Raw genomic sequence first — 17777 nt, forward strand, 5'->3', positions numbered from 1 at the left:
CCCAGGTTAGCGCTCAGCAGAAGGGCGGCAGCTCACGCGGGTCGCCGACCGGCGCCCAGCGGCCGTTCACCTTCGCGTACTCCCAGCGCGCGCCACACGCGACGATCCGGCGCAGCGCCAGCACCACGCGGTCGACGTGCTCTTCGGTGCTGCCCAGCCCGAGGCTGACGCGGACCGCCTGCTGCCCGGCGCCGCCGGTGCGGGCGATGAGGCGCTTGGCCGCGATGTGGGCGCAGAAGGCGCCGTCGCGCACGCCGATGCCGTACTCGGCCGAGAGCACCGCGGCGAGCCAGCCCGGGTCGAAACCGTCGACGACGAAGCTGACCGTGCCGACGCGGTCGACCGGGGCGTCGAACAGCCGCAGCTCGGCGCAGCCGGGGATGCCTTCGAGGCCCTTGCGCAGCCGGGTGAGCAGGGCCTGTTCGTGGTTTTCGATCGCGGCCCAGTTCCCGGCGAGGGTCTCGCACGCGACACCGAGCGCGTACACGCCGACGGTGTTGGGTGAGCCGGCTTCGTGCCGCTCGGGGCCGTCGTTCCAGACCACCGCGTCCTCGGTGACGAGCTTGGTCGCGCCGCCGCCCGCGAGGTAGGGCCGCGCGGCGCGCAGCCAGTCGGCGCGGCCGATCAGCGCGCCCGCGCCGAAGGGCGCGTACAGCTTGTGACCGGACACGGCGACGTAGTCGACGTCCAGCTCCCGGATCGAGATCCGGCGGTGCGGGGCGAGCTGGGCGGCGTCGAGGGCGACGCGGGCGCCGTGCCGGCGCGCCACGGCCGCGATCTCGGCCACCGGGAGGAGCTCACCGGTCACATTGGACGCTCCGGTGACGACGACCAACCGCGGTCCCGGCGGGGCGTCCGCGAGCGCTTCGTCCACAGCGGACACTGCTTCGAGGCGGGTGCGCGGGGTCGGGACGCGGCGGACGTTCGGCCCCTGCCAAGGCAGCAGCGCGGCGTGGTGCTCGGTGTCGAAGACGATCACCGTGGTGTGCCGCGGCAGGCTGCGGGCGAGCAGGTTGAAGGAGTCGGTGGTGTTGCGGGTGAACACGACCGTGTCGGTCCGCCGCGCGTCGACGAACCGGCGCAGGACGTCGCGGGTGCGTTCGTAGAGCTTGGTGGAGACCTGCGAGGCGAAGCCCGCGCCGCGGTGGACGCTGGCGTACCAGGGCAGGAACTCGTCGACCTTGGCGCGGACGGCGTCGAGGCAGGGGGCGCTCGCCGCGTGGTCGAGGTTGGCGTAGCCGACCGATTCGCCGGTGACGAGCGGGACGCGCAGCGAGGCGCCGGCGACGGCCGGGATGGCCTGCGGGGCAACGGTTTCGACCGGGACGGCGAACGCGGCCGGCGTGGTGGTCGTGCTGGTGCGGTCGATGGCGAGAGTCATCGGTGCCTCCTCGGCAGTCCGGGGGACCCCCGGCGAGGGGCCCGCGCTTGCCCGTCGCACGACGCGACCGGCCCGGTCTTCACCCGGGGCACCCCACCGCGGAAGGAGGGTTGCCGGCCAGCAAGCCGGGGCTACGCGCTGGCACTCATGACCTGAGCCAGAAGGTAACCGAGAACGCGCCCGGCAGCCAACCCCCGCCTCACATTCTGAGACGCCGCTCACACACCGTGACGCTCAGAGCTTCGCGCGGAAGCGCCCCGGCAGCTGCGTCACGGCGTTGTCCGCGAGGTGCGTCGCGGTGCCCGAGTACTGCTCGGCGCCCGCGGTGAAGCGCCAGCCCCCGATGGTCTTGCCGTCGACGGGCTCGCCGTGGGCGGCCGCGACGGTGGTGGAGACCTCGGCGAACGACTTGCCGTCCCAGTTCGCCGCCGGGGCGTCCGGCAGGGTCCAGAGCGTGAAGTGGACGTGGGCGCCGGTGCTGCTGCCCCCGCACGGCAGCGCGTTGCCGGTCGAGCCGAGCTCGGCCCCGGCCTCGACGTGCTCACCGTCGGTGACCTTGATGCCCTCCATGTGGTAGTACCCGGTCCGCCAGCCGCCGGCGTGGTCGATGGTCACCCAGTCGCCGCCGGCGCAGTGCTGCAGGTGGACGGTGCCGGCCAGCGGCGCGCGCACGGTGCGGTCGGCCGGGCTGAGGTCGATGGCGTTCTTGACGCCGGTGCTGCCGTCGTCGGAGTGGATGCCGGCCGAGTAGACCTGCTGCCCCGCCTTGAACGGCAGGGTCAGCGCCGGGAACGGGGCGAGTTCGGCGGTCGCGGCCGGGGCGGAGACCAGGCCGAGGACGGTCGCGACCGTGGCGGTCAGCACCGCCCCGCGAATACGAAGTTTCGTCACCGTGCGTACTCCTTTGGCCTAACACTCACCCATTCGAACTAACTGGATCGAGCGCACAGTAGGCCAAAGGTTGGATCATCGGGAAGATCTTGACGGGTAAAGCTCACCCTCGCGGAAAAAGATCACCAGGTCAGCGAGAAAACCGGACAACGACCGGACAAAGTCATCTGATCGGTCACGACCAGGTCGCGACCACGAACGGGTTAACGCCCGGACTCGCCCTTCCAGCGGGCCAGGCGGCCGGCGCGGTCGACCGCGCGGATCCGGCGCTCGACGGCGTCGCGGACGGCGCTGGTCGTGACCACCAGCAGCTGGTCGTGCTCCTGGAGCCGGCTGGTCTTCTGCGGGGTGAAGCCGGCGCCGTCGCGCACGACCAGGCTGACCGTCGCGCCGATCGGCAGCCGCAGCTCCGACAGGTACACGCCGTGCAGCTTCGAGCCGGGCTGGATCCGCACCTGCAGCAGCTCGGCGCCCAGCTCGTCCAGCGGCGCGGAGTCGACCTCGATCTCGTGGGCCTCGGACTTCTTGGCCAGCCCGAGCCAGCGCGCGAGCGGCCCGAGCGTCGCGCCCTGCAGCAGCGTCAGCACGATGACCAGCACGAACACCGCGTCGACCAGCCGTTGCGCGCCGGGCACGCCCTCCGACAACGGGATCATCGCGAGCACGATCGGCACCGCGCCGCGCAGCCCGGCCCACGACAGGAACGCCTGTTCCCGCCACGGCAGCCGGAAGGGCAGCATCGACAGCACGACCGAGATCGGCCGGGCCAGCAGGAGCACGACCGCGCCCGCGACCAGCCCCGGCACGAGCGTCTCGAGCAGGCGGCCCGGCGAGGCGAACAGGCCGAGCAGCACGAACAGCCCGATCTGCGCGAGCCAGCCGAGTCCCTCGGCGAACGACAGCGTGTCGGAGCGGTGCGGCAGCCGCGAGTTGCCCAGCACCAGCGCGGCGACGTAGGTGGCGAGCAGCCCGGACGCGTGCAGCAGCTGCCCGGACGAGTACGCGACGACGCAGACGGCGACGGTCGCGAGCGGGTACAGGCCGGTCGCCGGCAGTGCGGCCCGGCGCAGCGCGATCCCGCCGAGCCAGCCGAAGGCGAGGCCGACCGCCAGGCCCGCCGCGAGCTCGTAGACCACCAGCAGCGGCAGGGACCAGTCCACAGTGGTGCCTTCGGCCAGCACCACGACGGCGATGTAGGCCGGCGCGTCGTTGATCCCGGACTCGAGCTCGAGCGCGCCGACGAGCCGTTTGCCGACGCCGGCGCCGCGCAGCACCGAGAACACCGCCGCCGCGTCGGTCGAGGCGAGCACCGCGCCCCACAGGAGGGCGAACTGCCAGTCGAGGCCGAGCAGGAAGTGCAGCGCCGCGCCGGTGACCGCGATGCTGACCACGACGGCCACTGTGGACAGAGCGATTCCCCGGCCCAGCGCGGGTTTCACCGCCGACCACCGGGTCGTCAGCCCGCCTTCGGCGAGGATCATCACGAGTGCGGCGAGGCCGAGGGACTGGGTCAGCTGGGGGTTGTCGAAGCGGATGCCGAAGCCGGCTTCGCCCAGCAAGACGCCGATCCCGAGGTAGAGCAGCAGCGACGGGAGCCCGAGCCGGATCGACACGCGCACGGCGAGCACGGAGGCCAGCAGCACGACACCGCCGACGCCGAGCAGCACGGGAAGCTGGTCCATGCCGCCTCCCTCCCGAGTGCCGTGGGGCCCTCAGAATAGTGAAGCGGGTGGGTTAACTCGTTCGTGTACCGCTGCGTCGAACCGGACACGCGGTGTGTTAAGAGCCACTCAGCGCGTCGAGATCGACACCGAGCGCCGCGAAGGGCTTGGCGGCGGCCGGAAGCACCTTCACCGCGCGGTGGCCGTCGCGGCCGACCCAGCCGGCCTCGACCGCCCGGTCGAGCAGCGCCGCGGGCACCGCCCCGGCGAGGTGGTCGCGGCGCTCCGTCCAATCCAGACAGTCGCGCAGCAGCGGCCGCCGCCCGGCGGCGACCGGCACGCCGAGCTCGGCCAGCACCTCGCGGCCGCGGCCGGTGAGCGTCAGGCCGTCGGCGGTGGCGACCAGCCCGGTGGCGAGCATGCCGTCGCGGACGGCGACACCGAGCACGCCGGCGAGGTGGTCGTAACAGGTCCGCGCGAACCCGAGCCGCCGCACCCGCAGCGACGACGTCAGCCCGCTCGGCGGCCGGTGTTCGGCGTGCTGGGCCAGGTGCTCGATCAGCTCGGCCACGCGCGGGTCGGCGATCCGGACGTAGCTGGCCCGGCCCTGCTTGACCCGCGCGACGAACCCGGCGTCGACCAGGCGGGTGACGTGCTCACTGGCCGTGGAGAGCGCGATGCCCGCCGCCTTGGCGAGTTCGCCGACGGTCCAGGCCCGCCCGTCGAGCAGGGCGAGGCACATGGTGGCCCGGCTCGGGTCGGCGAGCACCGCGGCGACCTCGGCGAGCGCGATCGTCTCCATGCCCCCACGCTACGACGCCCACGCTTCGCCCACGACCGAACCCAAGCGGCACTTTCGTAGGGAAAGTGCCGCCTCGGGCGTCAGAGGGCCTTCAGGAACTTGGCTGCCAAGGTCACTGCGGGGCCCGAGTCGTTGGAGTTCTCCAGGACCACCGCGAACGCCACGGTGCCGCGGTAGCCGACGAACCAGCCGGTGGCGTTGGAGCCGTCGCCGAACTGGGCCGTGCCGGTCTTGCCGAACACCTGGCCCGCGCCCGCCGCGGCCCGGCCGGTGCCGCTCGTGACCACCGCGCGCATCATCGTGCGGAGCGGGCCCAGCACCGACGCCGGCGGCGGCGTGTAGCCCTTAACCACCTGCGTTTCGACGTCGTGCCACAGCCGCGGGGTGATCGCCTTGCCGGACGCCACCGTCGCGGCCATCAGCGCGCCGCCGAGGCAGCTGGCCTGGATGCGGCCCTGGCCGAAACCGTCCTCGACCTGCTCGTCCTTGCTCACCGCCGGCTCGACCTTGCCCAGCTCGGTGTCGAGCCCCGGGATCTCGTAGTCGGCGTTGAGGCCGAGCTCGTTCGCCGCCTTCACCAGCCCGTCGGCCGGCAGCGCCAGCGCGAGCTGCCCGAACGTCGTGTTGCACGAGCGCGCGAACGCCGTCTGCAGGTTCGTCGCGCCCAGCTCGAAGCCCTCGTTCTTGACCGTGCGCGTGCCGATCGTCGCGACGCCGGGGCAGTCGACCGGCGACGTCGCGGTGAGGCCGCTCTGCTGGATCGCGGCGACCGAAGTCGCGATCTTGAACGACGAACCCGGCTCGTACAGGCCGTTGAGCGCCTTCGGCGAGTCCCCGGCGGCCGCGTTCTGCGCGACGGCGAGGATGTCCCCCGACCCCGTGTCGAGGGCGACCATCATGGCCGACCCCTGGTAGCCGTTCACCGCGGCCTGCGCGGCGTTCTGCGCGGCCAGGCTCAGGCTCGACGTCAGCGGTTTCCCGTCGCCGCTGCCCGGCGCCCCGAACAACGTCTCCAGGTCGCCGCCGGTGGAGTTGCGCCGCACGACGGCGAACCCACTGCCCTTCGCGGCCGTGACCTGGCCGGCGAGCGCGGACCGCAGCAGCGGCGCGGGGTCCCCGCCCGCGGGGTGGACTCCGCCGGCGCCGTTGACCAGCAGCGGCTTGCCGTCCCGGTCCACGACGGCGGTGGTGTCCGCGACCGCGGTGCTGACCGCCAGCCGCTGGTCCGCTTCGAGCTTGGGGTGCACCAGCGCCGGCGTCCAGTGCACGAGCCACTTGCCGTCGGCCAGGGTCAGCTCGAACGGCACGTCGTAGGTCCAGTCCCCCGGCTTCAGCGCCCACGACAGGGTGAAGGTCCCGCTGGTCCGCTTGGCCCCGGCGGGGGTCGGCTGGAGCACGGTCAGCTTGGCCACGACCGACCGCGGGCTCAACGCGTTCCGCGCGTCCCGCAGTGCCACCGCGGCCGCCGGCGCGGCGTCGGTCAGCGTGGCCGCCGCGTCCGGGTTGTTCTCGGCCACGTCCTGCAGGTACTCGGTGATCGCCGAGCGCGGGTCGATCGCGCCGGGACTCTCGACTTCGGTGGCCCCGGCTTCCGCTTCGGGCGTCGAACCGCCGTTCAGCGCGAAGAACGCCATCACCACGACCACGACGACCAGCAGCGCGCCGCCGATCAGGATGCCCCGTCTCTTGGCCGGACTCATTCCCGCGTACCCCTCCCCCAAGGAACGCCACCGCCCGTGGGTGGCCAGGCGATCTTACTGGCCACCCACGTCAGACGGTCACGCTTTGGCGACCGAAACGGTCACCTTCGTGCCGTCGCCGACCGAACCGGCGAAGCCCTCGGGGGCCGGGCCGTAGGTCACCGACGTCGCGAGCGTCTCCGACGCCAGGAACTTCTCGTGCGTCCGAGCCGCTTCGACGACCTCGGCCGGCCCGTCGACGGTCAGCGCGATCCGGTCCGCGACGTCGAGCCCGGCGTCGCGGCGTGCCTGCTGCACGACCCGGATCAGGTCGCGGACCAGGCCCTCGGCCGCCAGCTCCGGGGTCACCTCGGTGTCGATGAGGACCAGCCCGGACCCGCCGGGCAGCTCACCCGCCGCGCCGCCGCCCTTGGCGACCAGCCGGCGCTCGAACTCGCCTTCCCGTAGCGCGATCCCGGCCGCGACCACGACGTCGCCCTGCAGCGACCAGTCGCCCGCCTTGACGGCCTTGATCACGGTCTGGACGTCCTTGCCCAGGCGCGGCCCGGCGGCGCGGGCGTTCACCGCGACCTCGAACCCGCCGTGCGCGGCGACGTCGGTGGTCAGCTCGACCGCCTTGACGTTCACCTCGTCGCGCAGGATGTCGGCGAAGGGCGTCAGCGACTCGGCGTCGCCGGCCGCCACGACCAGCGACGAGAGCGGCAGCCGCACGCGCAGCTTGTTGGCCTTGCGCAGCGAAAGCGCGGTCGACGCCACCTGCCGCACCCGGTCCATCGCGGTGACCAGGGCCGCGTCCGCGGGCAGGTCGTTCGCGTTCGGCCAGTCGCTCAGGTGCACCGAGCGACCGCCGGTGAGCCCGCGCCAGACGACCTCGGTGGTCAGCGGCAGCAACGGCGCCGTCACCCGCGACGTCACCTCCAGCACGGTGTGCAGCGTGTCGATCGCGTCCTGGTCGCCGGCCCAGAAGCGGTCGCGCGAACGGCGCACGTACCAGTTCGTCAGGACCTCCAGGAAGTCCCGCACGGTCTGGCACGCGCCCGCGACGTCGTAGCTGTCCATCGCGTACTCGACGTCGGTGACCAGCTCGTGCGTCTTCGCCAGCACGTACCGGTCGAGCACGTTCGGCGAATCCGTGCGCCACTGGCCTGCCACGCCTTCGGCGTTCGCGTACAGCGCGAGGAAGTAGTACGAGTTCCACAGCGGCAGCACGGCCTGGCGGACGGCGTCGCGGATGCCCTTGTCGGTGACGACCAGGTTGCCGCCGCGCAGGATCGGGCTCGCCATGAGGTACCAGCGCATGGCGTCGGAGCCGTCGCGCTCGAAGACCTCGTTGACGTCCGGGTAGTTGCGCAGCGACTTGGACATCTTCGCGCCGTCGGAGCCCAGCACGATGCCGTGCGCGACGCAGGCGCGGAACGCCGGCCGGTCGAACAACGCCGTCGCGAGCACGTGCAGCAGGTAGAACCAGCCGCGGGTCTGCCCGATGTACTCGACGATGAAGTCGCTCGGGTAGTGGTGCTCGAACCACTCGGCGTTCTCGAACGGGTAGTGCACCTGGGCATACGGCATCGAGCCCGAGTCGAACCAGACGTCGAGGACGTCCGGCACGCGGCGCATCGTCGACTGGCCCGTCGGGTCGTCCGGGTTCGGCCGGGTCAGCTCGTCGATGTAGGGCCGGTGCAGGTTGTCCAGCCGCACGCCGAAGTCCGCCTCCAGCTCGTCGAGCGAGCCGTAGACGTCGGTGCGCGGGTACTCCGGGTTGTCGGACTGCCACACCGGGATCGGCGTGCCGAAGTACCGGTTGCGGGAGATCGACCAGTCGATGGCGTTCTCGAGCCACTTCCCGAACTGGCCGTCCTTGACGTTGTCCGGGTACCAGGTGATCTGCTGGTTCAGCTCGACCATCCGGTCCTTGAACTGCGTCACCGCCACGAACCACGACGAGACCGCGCGGTAGATCAGCGGGTTCCGGCAGCGCCAGCAGTGCGGGTAGCTGTGGTCGTAGGTCTCGTGCCGCAGCAGCACAGCGCCCTGCTGCGCCGCGGAACCCGTGCCGTTCTTGAGGTCCCGCACGATGTTCGGGTTGGCGTCGAAGACCTGCTGGCCCTCGTAGTCCGGCACGGTCGCGTCGAACTTGCCGTGCGCGTCGACCGGCGTGACCGGCGGGATGCCGGCGGCGTCGGTGACCACCTTGTCGTCGGCGCCGTAGGCCGGGGCGATGTGCACGATCCCGGTGCCGTCGTCGGTGGTGACGTAGTCGGCGGCGAGCACCTGGTGCGCGTTCTCGGTGCCGGTGAAGTACGGGAACGGCGGCGCGTAACGGGTTCCGAGCAGCTGGGTGCCGGTGTAGCGCGCGACGACCGCCGGCTCTTCGCCGAGTTCACGCTCGTACGCGGCCACGCGCGCTTCGGCGAGCAGGAACCGCTTGCCATCGCTCTCGACGACGACGTAGTCCACCTCGGGGTGCACGGCGGTCGCGAGGTTCGACGGCAGCGTCCACGGCGTCGTCGTCCAGATCAGCAGATACGTGCCGTCGAGCTCGTTGTCGTTGCCCTGCAACCGGAAGCCGACCGTGACGGCCGGGTCCTGGCGGTTGCGGTAGACGTCGGCGTCCATGCCCAGCTCATGGTTGGACAGCGGCGTCGCGTCGCGCCAGCAGTAGGGCAGGACGCGGTAGCCCTCGTACACGAGTCCCTTGTCCCACAGGCGTTTGAACGCCCACAGCACCGACTCCATGTACGTGACGTCGAGCGTCTTGTAGTCGTTGTCGAAGTCGACCCAGCGCGCCTGGCGCGTGACGTACTCGCGCCACTCGTCGGTGTAGCGCAGCACGGACTCCTGCGAAGCCGCGTTGAACTTCGCGATGCCCATCTCTTCGATCTCGGACGTCTCGGTGATGCCGAGCTGGCGCATCGCCTCGAGCTCGGCGGGCAGGCCGTGGGTGTCCCAGCCGAAGCGGCGCTCGACCTTGCGGCCCTTCATCGTCTGGTAGCGCGGCACCAGGTCCTTCACGTACCCGGTGAGGAGGTGGCCGTAGTGCGGCAGGCCGTTGGCGAACGGCGGGCCGTCGTAGAAGACGTACTCGTTGTCGCCGTGCTCGCCGGCCGGGCGGGCGTCGATGGTCGCCTGGAACGTCCGGTCGCTCTCCCAGTAGGCGAGGACCTGCTTCTCCAGCGCGGGGAAGGACGGCTGCGAGGGAACTCCTGCGCCGTCGTCCAGATTGGCCTGGGGGTACATCCGGGTGCTCCTCGGTTCGTCGCTCTCGTACGGACGACCGGCTCCCGGTCACCCACACGGGGACGAAACGCCTTCCGGCGCACCGCGGTACCACCCCGCTTGCCCGCTCGCACGGGCCGCTTCGTTGACGGCTGTCACGGGCCGCACCCGTCCGGTTCTACTGCGAGCGGTGAAGCTCGGTTCTTCCGGAGGCTCCCCGGTGATGGCCGGATCGACGCCTTGCTGACTCCAGGTTAACCGGCCCGCGCAACCGGGTTGTCACGAGGGGCTCGTACCCCGGTGAGCGTCACGCCGATCGCGACCAGCCACAGCGCGCTCGCGATCAGACCGGTCTCGTGGAGGTCGCCGGCGCCGAGCACCGCCACCCCGAGCGCGCCGCCGGCCTGGCGGGCGGTGTTGTTGACGCCGCCGGCCACCCCCGCGCGCCCGGGCGGGACGCCGGCGACCGCGGCCGTCACCACCGCCGTCGTCAGCAGGCCCATCCCCACGCCGAGCCCCAGCAGCGTCGGCAGCAGCGCCGGGTAGCCGCTGTTTTCGCCGACCAGCAGCAGGTTCAGCATGCCGAGCGCGCCGATGGCCAGCCCGGCGACCATCAACGGCCGCGGCCCGAACCGGCCGGTCAGCCGGCCGGCGACCGGCGCCAGCGCCGCGAGCGGGACGAACAACGGCAGCACTTCGAGCCCCGCGCGCAGCGGCCCGTCGTGCCGCACACCCTGCAGGTACAGCGTGAGCACGAGGATCGTGCCGATGCCGACGAAGTTCATCGCCGCCGCGACGAAGTTCGCCGCCGCCGTCCGCCGGGCGATGGCCGGTGGCAGCATCGGGTGCGCCGAGCCGCGTTCGACGAAGACGAACGCGCCCAGCAGAACCACCGCCGCCACCCCGGCGACGACACTCCCGCCGATGACCGCGTAGACCCCGGCGCCGAGCGCGGGCGCGGCCGTCGCGATGCCGGCGACGTCGATCCGGCCCGGCCCGCGGTCGCCGCGCGGGAGGAGCCGCCGGGTCGCGACGGCCGCCGCCAGCACGATCGGGACGTTGAGCCAGAACACCGGCCGCCAGCCCGCCGCGGCGACGATCGCGCCGCCGAGGACCGGGCCCGCCGCCAGCGCCAGCGCCGACACCCCGGCCCAGATCCCGAGCGCCCGGGCGCGCTCGGCGCGTCCCGGGTAGGCGTTCGTGATCACCGCGAGGGTGCCCGGCAGCAGCAGCGCGGCACCCAGGCCCTGGCCGGCCCGCGCGGCGACGAGCCACGGTGCCGACCCGGCGAGCCCGCAGGCGGCCGATGCCGCGCCGAAGAGCGTGAAGCCCGCGACGACGACCCGGCGATGTCCGAAGCGGTCACCGAGCGCGCCGCCGGTGAGCAGGAACGCCGCCAGGACGACCGTGTAGCCGTCGACCACCCACTGCAGCGAGGCGAGGTCGGTGCCCATGCTGGGCAGGGCGACGTTGACGACCGTGACGTCCAGCTGCACCAGGAACATCCCGGCGCACATGGTGAACAGGAGCATGTCCCCAGTGGACCGCGGGAACGCTTCCGTCGCGGTGGAAGTGTGCCGGGGGCATCCTGGAGGCATGGAAGGCGACGCCGACATCGCGCGCACGGCCGCGCTGTTCGCCGACCCGGCGCGGGTCCGGGTGCTGCTGGCGCTGGCCGACGGCCGGGCGCTGGCGGCGTCCGTGCTGGCCGCCGAAGCCCGGTTGTCCGCCCAGGGCGTCAGCGCGCACCTGGCGAAGCTGCGGGCGGCGGGGCTGGTGGTGGCCGAGAAGTCCGGGCGGCACCGGTTCTACCGGCTGGCCGGGCCGGACCCCGCGGAGCTGCTGGAGACGCTGGCGCGGTTCTCCCCGGCCCAGCCGGTGACGTCGTTGAAGGAGGGCACGCGCGCGGAGGCGTTGCGCACGGCCCGGACGTGTTACGACCACCTCGCGGGCCGGCTCGGGGTGGCGGTGACGGCGGCGTTGCTTTCGCGGGGTGCGCTGGCCGGGGCGTCGGACACGCTGCGCCGGCCCGGCGACCGGATTTCGGCTCCGCTGCGCGAACACCCGTACACGCTGGGTCCTTCGGCGGCTTCGGTCTTCGACGCGCTGGGTGTGGACCTCGACGCGGTCGCCGCCGGCCGACGGCCGCTGCTGAAGTTCTGTTTGGACTGGAGTGAGCAACGCCACCACTTGGCGGGCGCCTTGGGCGCGGCGGTGGCGACACGGTTCGTGGACGCCGGCTGGGTGCGACGCCGGGGCGAGGCCCAGCGGGCGTTGCGCCTCACCCCGGAAGGCGCGCGGGCGCTGGCAGCCCGGCTCGGCCTGGCGGACCTCGCCGCTTAGCGGTGGGCGGCCACCAGCGTCGCGTCGGGGTTGCAGCGGTCGCACGGGGTGAAGCCGAGCTGGCGGGCTTCGCCGACGCCGATCGGGATGCGCTCGCGGCTGCCCAGCCAGACGCACGTCGTCAGGTGGTAGCGGGGGTGTTCGTCGACCACCACGACCTCGTCTTCGAGGTCGGCCAAGACCGCGATGTCGGCCTCGGACGTCTTTTCCTCGCCCGGGTCGGACTGCTCTTCCGCCGCCGGGGGCTCGGGGGTGTCAGCCGGGTCGCCGAGGTCACCCGCGGCCGGGATCAGCGTCGTCTGCTCTTCGTCGGGCTCGGGCGCGGCTGCGGCTGCGGCCGGGGCCTCGGTGGCGGCGGAAGCTGGTTCCTCGGCAGGCACGTCTTCGGCCGGAGCCGCCTCGGGCTCGGCCGCCGGTGCCGCGCTGCGGCGACGCCGGCGCAGCCAGTCGGCGACCAGGATCAGCCCGGCGAGCACCGAGAGGCCGATGGAAACCCACGCCCACAGCGAAGAAGCGGTGATGAGCGCGGTGACGAGCAACCCCAGAGCCGCCAGTACCAGTACCAGCACGATGTAGAGCACGCTGAATTACAGCACGAACGCCTCAAGATCGGCGGCCGACCCGCCCACGTGCGGTGCCGGATCGACTCCGAACCGTGGCCCACCCCACCGGCGGTGCCGGCGGGGTGGGCCCGGGGAAGGAAACTGGCCGGTCCGAAGAATCAGCCGGCCTCGGCGCGCGGGCCGAACGAGTAGCCCTGGCCGCCGCTCGTCGAACCGGACGACTGCCCGGAGTTCGAGGACGCCGACGCCGGGGCCGCGGAGCCGCGGTCGTCGAGCTCGCGCAGCTGGGACTCGAGGAACCCGCGCAGTCGCGTGCGGTACTCCCGCTCGATCGTGCGCAGCTCTTCGATCTTCTTGCCCAGCCCGCCCTTCTCGGCGTTGAGGCTGTTCATCGTCTCGGTGTACTTCCGCTGCGACTCGCGCTCCAGCGTCGTCGCCTTGTCGCGCGCCTGGCGCTCCAGCGTCTCGGCTCGCGTCCGCGCGTCGTTCAGCATCGTGTCGACGCGCGTGCGCGCCTCGTTGACCATCGAGTCGGACTTCGCCCGGGCGTCCGAGAGCAGCTGCTCGGACTTGGTGCGGGCCTCGGCCAGCATCCCGTCGGACTCGGTCTTCGCCTCGGCGGTCAGCCGGTCGGCCATCTCCTGGGCGAGGCCCAGGACCTTGGCGGCCTGCACGTTCGGCTCGGTGCTGTCGCCGACCATCGAGTGCGCCTGGGTCTGCTCCATGGCGGACTGCGGCGGCGGCACCGGCGCGAGGCGGCGCGACGGCTCTTCACGCATCGGGGGCGCGCCGACGTTCGCCTTGGCGTTCTCGAGCTCGCCACGAGTCGACTCGAGCTCGGCGTCGAGCTGCTCCATCTGCTGGCGCAGCTCGTTGTTGTCCTCGATCAAGCGGGCCAGCTCGGTCTCCACCAGGTCGAGGAACGCGTCCACCTCGTCCTCGTTGTAGCCCCTCTTGCCGATGGGCGGCTTGCTGAACGCGACGTTGTGCACGTCAGCGGGGGTCAACGACATCAGATCACCTCACGCACTCCATGGCCTGCAGGTCCCTCCAAGTTCTTCCCCGATCAACTTGGAGTCGCCAGCTGCATCGCGAAGAACACAACCAGCAGCAGAACCATAATCGACAAGTCCAGTCCCACGCCGCCGATTCGAACCATCGGAATGATTCGTCTGAACAGGCGAACCGGCGGGTCCGTCACTGTGTAGATGGTCTCGAGCGTCACCGCAACCCCCCCGGCCGGATGCCACTCACGAGCGAAGGTCCGGACGAGTTCGATCACGATCCGCGCCGTCAGCAGCAGCCAAAAGGCGAACAGCACGTACCAGACGACCAGCCACACAGCTTCCACGTACCTACTCTAACCATGCGCCTCCGTCGAAGACGCTGTTGAGGGGGTCGACGCGGCATCGGGTCGACAAAATCACGTCTGCTTGCGCTCAGCGGTAACCGCGACTTCAGCCGCGCAGGAACAATCCGCCCTCGGCAATCCGTCGGCGGTCTTCCGCGGTGACGTCCACATCGGGCGGTGAGAGAAGGAACACCTTGTTGGTGACCTTGTCCATCGACCCGCGCAGCGCGAACGCGAGCCCGGCGGCGAAGTCCACGAGCCGCTTGGCGTCCGCGTTCTCCATCTCGGTGAGGTTGATGATCACCGGGATGCCCTCGCGGTAGTGCTCCCCGATCGCCCGTGCCTCCACGTAGCTGGTCGGGTGCAGCGTGGTGATCCGGCTCAGCGGGTCCCGCACCGGCGGCCGGACCGGCTCGGTGACCGGACGCAGGCGCGCCACGGGCTCCGGCTGCCGGTCGACCGCGAGCGCGCCGTGGACGGCGGGCTCGGACGCGGCCACGGAGCGTGACCGGCTGCGGCTGACGGGCTCGTCGTACGTGTCGTCGACGTCGCGGTACCGTGAGCGGGACGAGCGCGGCGCCGGCTCCTCGTAAGAGTCGTAGTCGTCGTCGTAGCCACGGCGGTAGTCCTCCTCGACGTCGTAACCGTCCTCGTCCGCGGGCACCATCCCGAAGTAGGCCTTCAGCTTCTGCAGCGCGCTCATGCCTCTCCCTAGCCCTAGCCGCTCCCGCACCGACTCATGTTCCACGCCGTCAGTGCCCCGTACGGACGACCACTAAACGTGACCGCGCACGGGCTCCCTACGGCGAGGCTAAACCGCGTCCACCGAGCAACGCGGTTCCGACACGCACACAGGTGGAGCCGTGCGTGATCGCCTGCTCGAGATCATGGCTCATCCCGGCGGAGACGTCTGCGGCATTCGGGTGATCTTTGCGGAGGGCCTCACCCGCGCGAGCGAGGCGTTCGAAGGCGGCCGCGGGGTCGGCGCCGAGCGGCGCGACGGCCATCAGGCCACGAAGCCGCAGTTCACCCGTGTGAGTGACGTGCGCGGCGAGTGCGCCCAGCTCGTCGAGGGGGCAGCCGCCGCGTCCGGGGTCGTCGTCGAGGCTGGCCTGGATCAGCACGTCGAGGGGTTCGTCACGTATCTGCTCGTCGCGAGCCGCACGCACCGCCTTCGCGAGCGCGTCGGCGAGCCGGGCCGAATCGAGGGACTGGACTTCGTGTGCCCAGCCGACCACCGACCGTGCCTTGTTCCGCTGGAGCCGGCCGACCATGTGCCAGCGCAGCCCGGGAACTTCGGCGGCTTTCGGGCCGGCCTCCTGGTCGCGGTTCTCGCCGACGTCGGTGACGCCGAGCTCGGCGAGCAACGCGGCGTCGGACGCCGGGAAGGTCTTGGTGATCGCGATCAGCTTGACCTCGTCCCGGGCGCGCCCCGCGGCCCGGCAGGCGGCGTCGATCCGCGCTTCGACCTCGGCGAGGTTCGCGGCCAGCTCGGCCTTGCGATCGGTGCTCATGCCTCGATCCAGGTGATGCCCGCGATCCGCCCGGTGGTCCCGTCGCGGCGGTAGCTGAAGAGTGTCTTGTCCTCGTTGGTGCAGCGCGGGTCGACGCCGATCTTGCCGACGCCCAGGTCCGCCAGCTGCTGCCACAGCCCCGCGCGCAGGTCGAGGCCCGGCGTGCCCGTGCGGGTCTTGCAGGCACTCCCGGGCACGTGCTTCTCGACGTCGGCGGCCATGGCGGCCGGCACCTCGTAGCAGTCACCGCAGATGGCCGGGCCGAGCAGCGCTTCGATCCGCCCGACCTCGGCGCCCGCCTCTCGCATGGCCTCGACCGCGGCCGGCACGACGCCGACGCGCGTGCCGACCCGGCCGGCGTGCACCGCCGAGACCACCCCTGCCTCGGCGTCGGCCAGCAGGATCGGGACGCAGTCGGCGACCAGCACCACGAGCGCGACGCCCGGGGTCGCGGTCACCAGCGCGTCGGTCGCCTCGGCCGCGCGGGTCTCCGAGCCGTCGACGACGGTCGCCGTGCGGCCGTGGACCTGCTCCATCCAGGCCAGCTTGTCCTCGGCCAGGCCCAGTTCGGCGGCGAGGCGCTTGCGGTTGGCGAAGACGTTCCCCTCGTCGTCGCCGACGTGGTCACCCAGGTTGAACGTGTCGTACGGCGGCCGCGACGCGCCGCCCGCCCTGGTCGTGACCACTCGCCTGACTCGCATGCCTTCATCCTCCCAAACACCGGCGACGGCCCCGGACCCAAGCGCCCCAATGTGGCCTTGGTTGCGTCTCACGCACCGAAGGCCACATTGGGTGCGTCTGACGCACCGAAGGCCACATTGGGGCGCTGGCCACCCGTCAACAAGCCGGCCTCCCAAACGCAGTGAAGGCCACCGCCTGCCGACTCTGGTCAGCGGGCGATGGCCTCCAGTGTGGTGTCTCTAGCGCCGCATGAACGGCGGGACGTCGACCTCGTCGTCGGACGGGTCGTCGTGCACCGGCATCGCGCGGCCCGGCAGGCTGCCCTGCGTCGCGTTGGAGCCGATCGGCGAGTAGCCGCGTGAACCGCCGCCGGGCTGCGGGAGCCCGCCGGACGGCTGGCCGCCGGTCGCCGAGGGCAGCGGCGAGTGCGACCGCGGCGGCGCCACCGGGTAGCCGGAGCCGCTCGCCGACGGCACCGGGGTGGCGCCCGACGGCGGCGTCGGCGGGTTCGAGACCTGCCCGGCCGAAGCCGACGCGGTGGTGCCCGGCTGCCGTGAGCCGAACGACGGCGGGTCGAGCTTCTTGTGGGTCGGCGCGCCCGCGTCGAACCCGGCCGCGATCACCGTGACGCGGACCTCGTCGCCGAGGGAGTCGTCGATGATCGTGCCGAAGATGATGTTGGCGTCCGGGTGCGCGGACTCCTGCACCAGCGACGCGGCCTCGTTGATCTCGAACAGGCCCAGGTCGGAGCCGCCCGCGATGGACAGCAGCGCGCCGTGCGCCCCATCCATGGACGCCTCCAGCAGCGGCGAGTTGATCGCCTTCTCCGCGGCCTGGATGGCCCGGCCCTCTCCCCTGGCCGACCCGATGCCCATCAGCGCGGAGCCCGCGCCGGACATGACGCTCTTGACGTCGGCGAAGTCGAGGTTGATCAGGCCCGGCGTGGTGATCAGGTCGGTGATGCCCTGGACACCGGACAGCAGCACCTCGTCCGCGGAGCGGAACGCGTCCATCAGCGAGACGCCGATGTCGCCGAGCTGCAGCAGCCGGTCGTTCGGGATCACGATCAGCGTGTCGCACTCGTTGCGCAGCTGCTGGATGCCGTCCTCGGCCTGCTTGCCGCGGCGCTTGCCCTCGAAGGTGAACGGGCGGGTCACGACGCCGATGGTCAGCGCGCCCAGCTTGCGGGCGATCTGCGCCACGACCGGGGCGCCACCGGTGCCGGTGCCGCCGCCTTCGCCGGCCGTCACGAACACCATGTCGGCGCCCTTGATGACCTCTTCGATCTCTTCGCGGTGGTCTTCGGCGGCCTTCTGGCCGACCTCGGGGGCGGCGCCCGCGCCGAGGCCGCGGGTCAGTTCACGGCCGATGTCGAGCTTGACGTCGGCGTCGGACATGAGCAGTGCCTGGGCGTCGGTGTTCACCGCGATGAACTCGACACCCTTGAGGCCGACCTCGATCATGCGGTTCACGGCGTTCACGCCGCCACCGCCGATGCCGACCACCTTGATCACCGCAAGGTAGTTGTGCGGGGGCGTCATCGAAGTCCGCCTTCCTGATCGTTGTGCCCGTACAGCCCGCCGGCGGGTGATCGACTCTCAACCTCAACCCCAGATCGAGAGTTATGTCAACTGCCGACGTTAGGCAGGACGGTAGGCACCAGGCAGGCTCTAA

At 71.9% G+C, this 17777-nt stretch carries 15 protein-coding genes and 1 riboswitch; of the genes, 1 reads left to right on the top strand and 14 read right to left on the bottom strand.

What is annotated here, in order from left to right:
• Window positions 1–13: 13 nt before the first annotated feature.
• The 7 genes from M8542_RS28605 to M8542_RS28635 form a co-directional block, all read right to left on the bottom strand.
• Window positions 14–1381, bottom strand: a complete 1368-nt coding sequence (locus M8542_RS28605) for an aminotransferase class V-fold PLP-dependent enzyme (protein WP_257923359.1) — start codon at window positions 1379–1381, stop codon at window positions 14–16.
• 38 nt (window positions 1382–1419) lie between these two features.
• Window positions 1420–1534, bottom strand: a riboswitch (SAM riboswitch).
• Window positions 1535–1615: 81 nt separating this feature from the next.
• Window positions 1616–2272: a M23 family metallopeptidase gene (locus M8542_RS28610; protein ID WP_257923360.1), complete on the bottom strand. Its 657-nt coding sequence runs from the start codon at window positions 2270–2272 to the stop codon at window positions 1616–1618.
• A 203-nt stretch (window positions 2273–2475) separates the two neighbouring features.
• Complete coding sequence (locus tag M8542_RS28615) at window positions 2476–3954, bottom strand: potassium/proton antiporter (RefSeq protein ID WP_257923361.1); 1479 nt, start codon at window positions 3952–3954, stop codon at window positions 2476–2478.
• Between the two features lie 97 nt (window positions 3955–4051).
• Window positions 4052–4735: an ArsR/SmtB family transcription factor gene (locus M8542_RS28620; RefSeq protein ID WP_257923362.1), complete on the bottom strand. Its 684-nt coding sequence runs from the start codon at window positions 4733–4735 to the stop codon at window positions 4052–4054.
• 80 nt (window positions 4736–4815) lie between these two features.
• Window positions 4816–6435 carry a penicillin-binding transpeptidase domain-containing protein gene (locus M8542_RS28625; RefSeq protein ID WP_257923363.1) on the bottom strand — a complete coding sequence of 540 codons (1620 nt, stop codon included), beginning with the start codon at window positions 6433–6435 and terminating at the stop codon, window positions 4816–4818.
• Between the two features lie 78 nt (window positions 6436–6513).
• On the bottom strand, window positions 6514–9672 hold the full coding sequence (ileS, locus tag M8542_RS28630; protein ID WP_257923364.1) for an isoleucine--tRNA ligase: 3159 nt from the start codon (window positions 9670–9672) through the stop codon (window positions 6514–6516).
• 233 nt (window positions 9673–9905) lie between these two features.
• On the bottom strand, window positions 9906–11183 hold the full coding sequence (locus M8542_RS28635) for an MFS transporter (RefSeq protein ID WP_257923365.1): 1278 nt from the start codon (window positions 11181–11183) through the stop codon (window positions 9906–9908).
• 64 nt (window positions 11184–11247) lie between these two features.
• Here M8542_RS28635 and M8542_RS28640 point away from each other — a divergent pair, with 64 nt between their 5' ends.
• On the top strand, window positions 11248–11994 hold the full coding sequence (locus tag M8542_RS28640; RefSeq protein ID WP_257923366.1) for an ArsR/SmtB family transcription factor: 747 nt from the start codon (window positions 11248–11250) through the stop codon (window positions 11992–11994).
• Here M8542_RS28640 and M8542_RS28645 read toward each other — a convergent pair.
• From M8542_RS28645 to ftsZ, 7 genes are all read right to left on the bottom strand, one after another.
• Window positions 11991–12575, bottom strand: a complete 585-nt coding sequence (locus M8542_RS28645) for a hypothetical protein (protein WP_257923367.1) — start codon at window positions 12573–12575, stop codon at window positions 11991–11993. The genes M8542_RS28640 and M8542_RS28645 overlap by 4 nt on opposite strands.
• A 140-nt stretch (window positions 12576–12715) precedes the next feature.
• Window positions 12716–13570, bottom strand: a complete 855-nt coding sequence (gene wag31 / locus M8542_RS28650; RefSeq protein ID WP_257923368.1) for a DivIVA-like cell division protein Wag31 — start codon at window positions 13568–13570, stop codon at window positions 12716–12718.
• A 53-nt stretch (window positions 13571–13623) separates the two neighbouring features.
• Window positions 13624–13899, bottom strand: a complete 276-nt coding sequence (locus M8542_RS28655; protein ID WP_072477845.1) for a YggT family protein — start codon at window positions 13897–13899, stop codon at window positions 13624–13626.
• Window positions 13900–14014: 115 nt separating this feature from the next.
• Window positions 14015–14611, bottom strand: coding sequence for a cell division protein SepF (locus M8542_RS28660; protein WP_257923369.1), 597 nt, complete (start codon window positions 14609–14611; stop codon window positions 14015–14017).
• A 97-nt stretch (window positions 14612–14708) separates the two neighbouring features.
• Window positions 14709–15422, bottom strand: a complete 714-nt coding sequence (locus M8542_RS28665; protein ID WP_257923370.1) for a YggS family pyridoxal phosphate-dependent enzyme — start codon at window positions 15420–15422, stop codon at window positions 14709–14711.
• Window positions 15419–16123 (bottom strand): peptidoglycan editing factor PgeF, encoded by a 705-nt coding sequence (pgeF, locus tag M8542_RS28670; RefSeq protein ID WP_257923371.1) that lies wholly within the window; start codon window positions 16121–16123, stop codon window positions 15419–15421. The genes M8542_RS28665 and pgeF overlap by 4 nt, the downstream gene beginning before the upstream one ends.
• Before the next feature lie 219 nt (window positions 16124–16342).
• On the bottom strand, window positions 16343–17644 hold the full coding sequence (gene ftsZ, locus M8542_RS28675; RefSeq protein WP_257923372.1) for a cell division protein FtsZ: 1302 nt from the start codon (window positions 17642–17644) through the stop codon (window positions 16343–16345).
• Window positions 17645–17777 lie beyond the last annotated feature (133 nt).

The organism is Amycolatopsis iheyensis (assembly GCF_024703995.1).
Lineage (GTDB): Bacteria > Actinomycetota > Actinomycetes > Mycobacteriales > Pseudonocardiaceae > Amycolatopsis > Amycolatopsis iheyensis.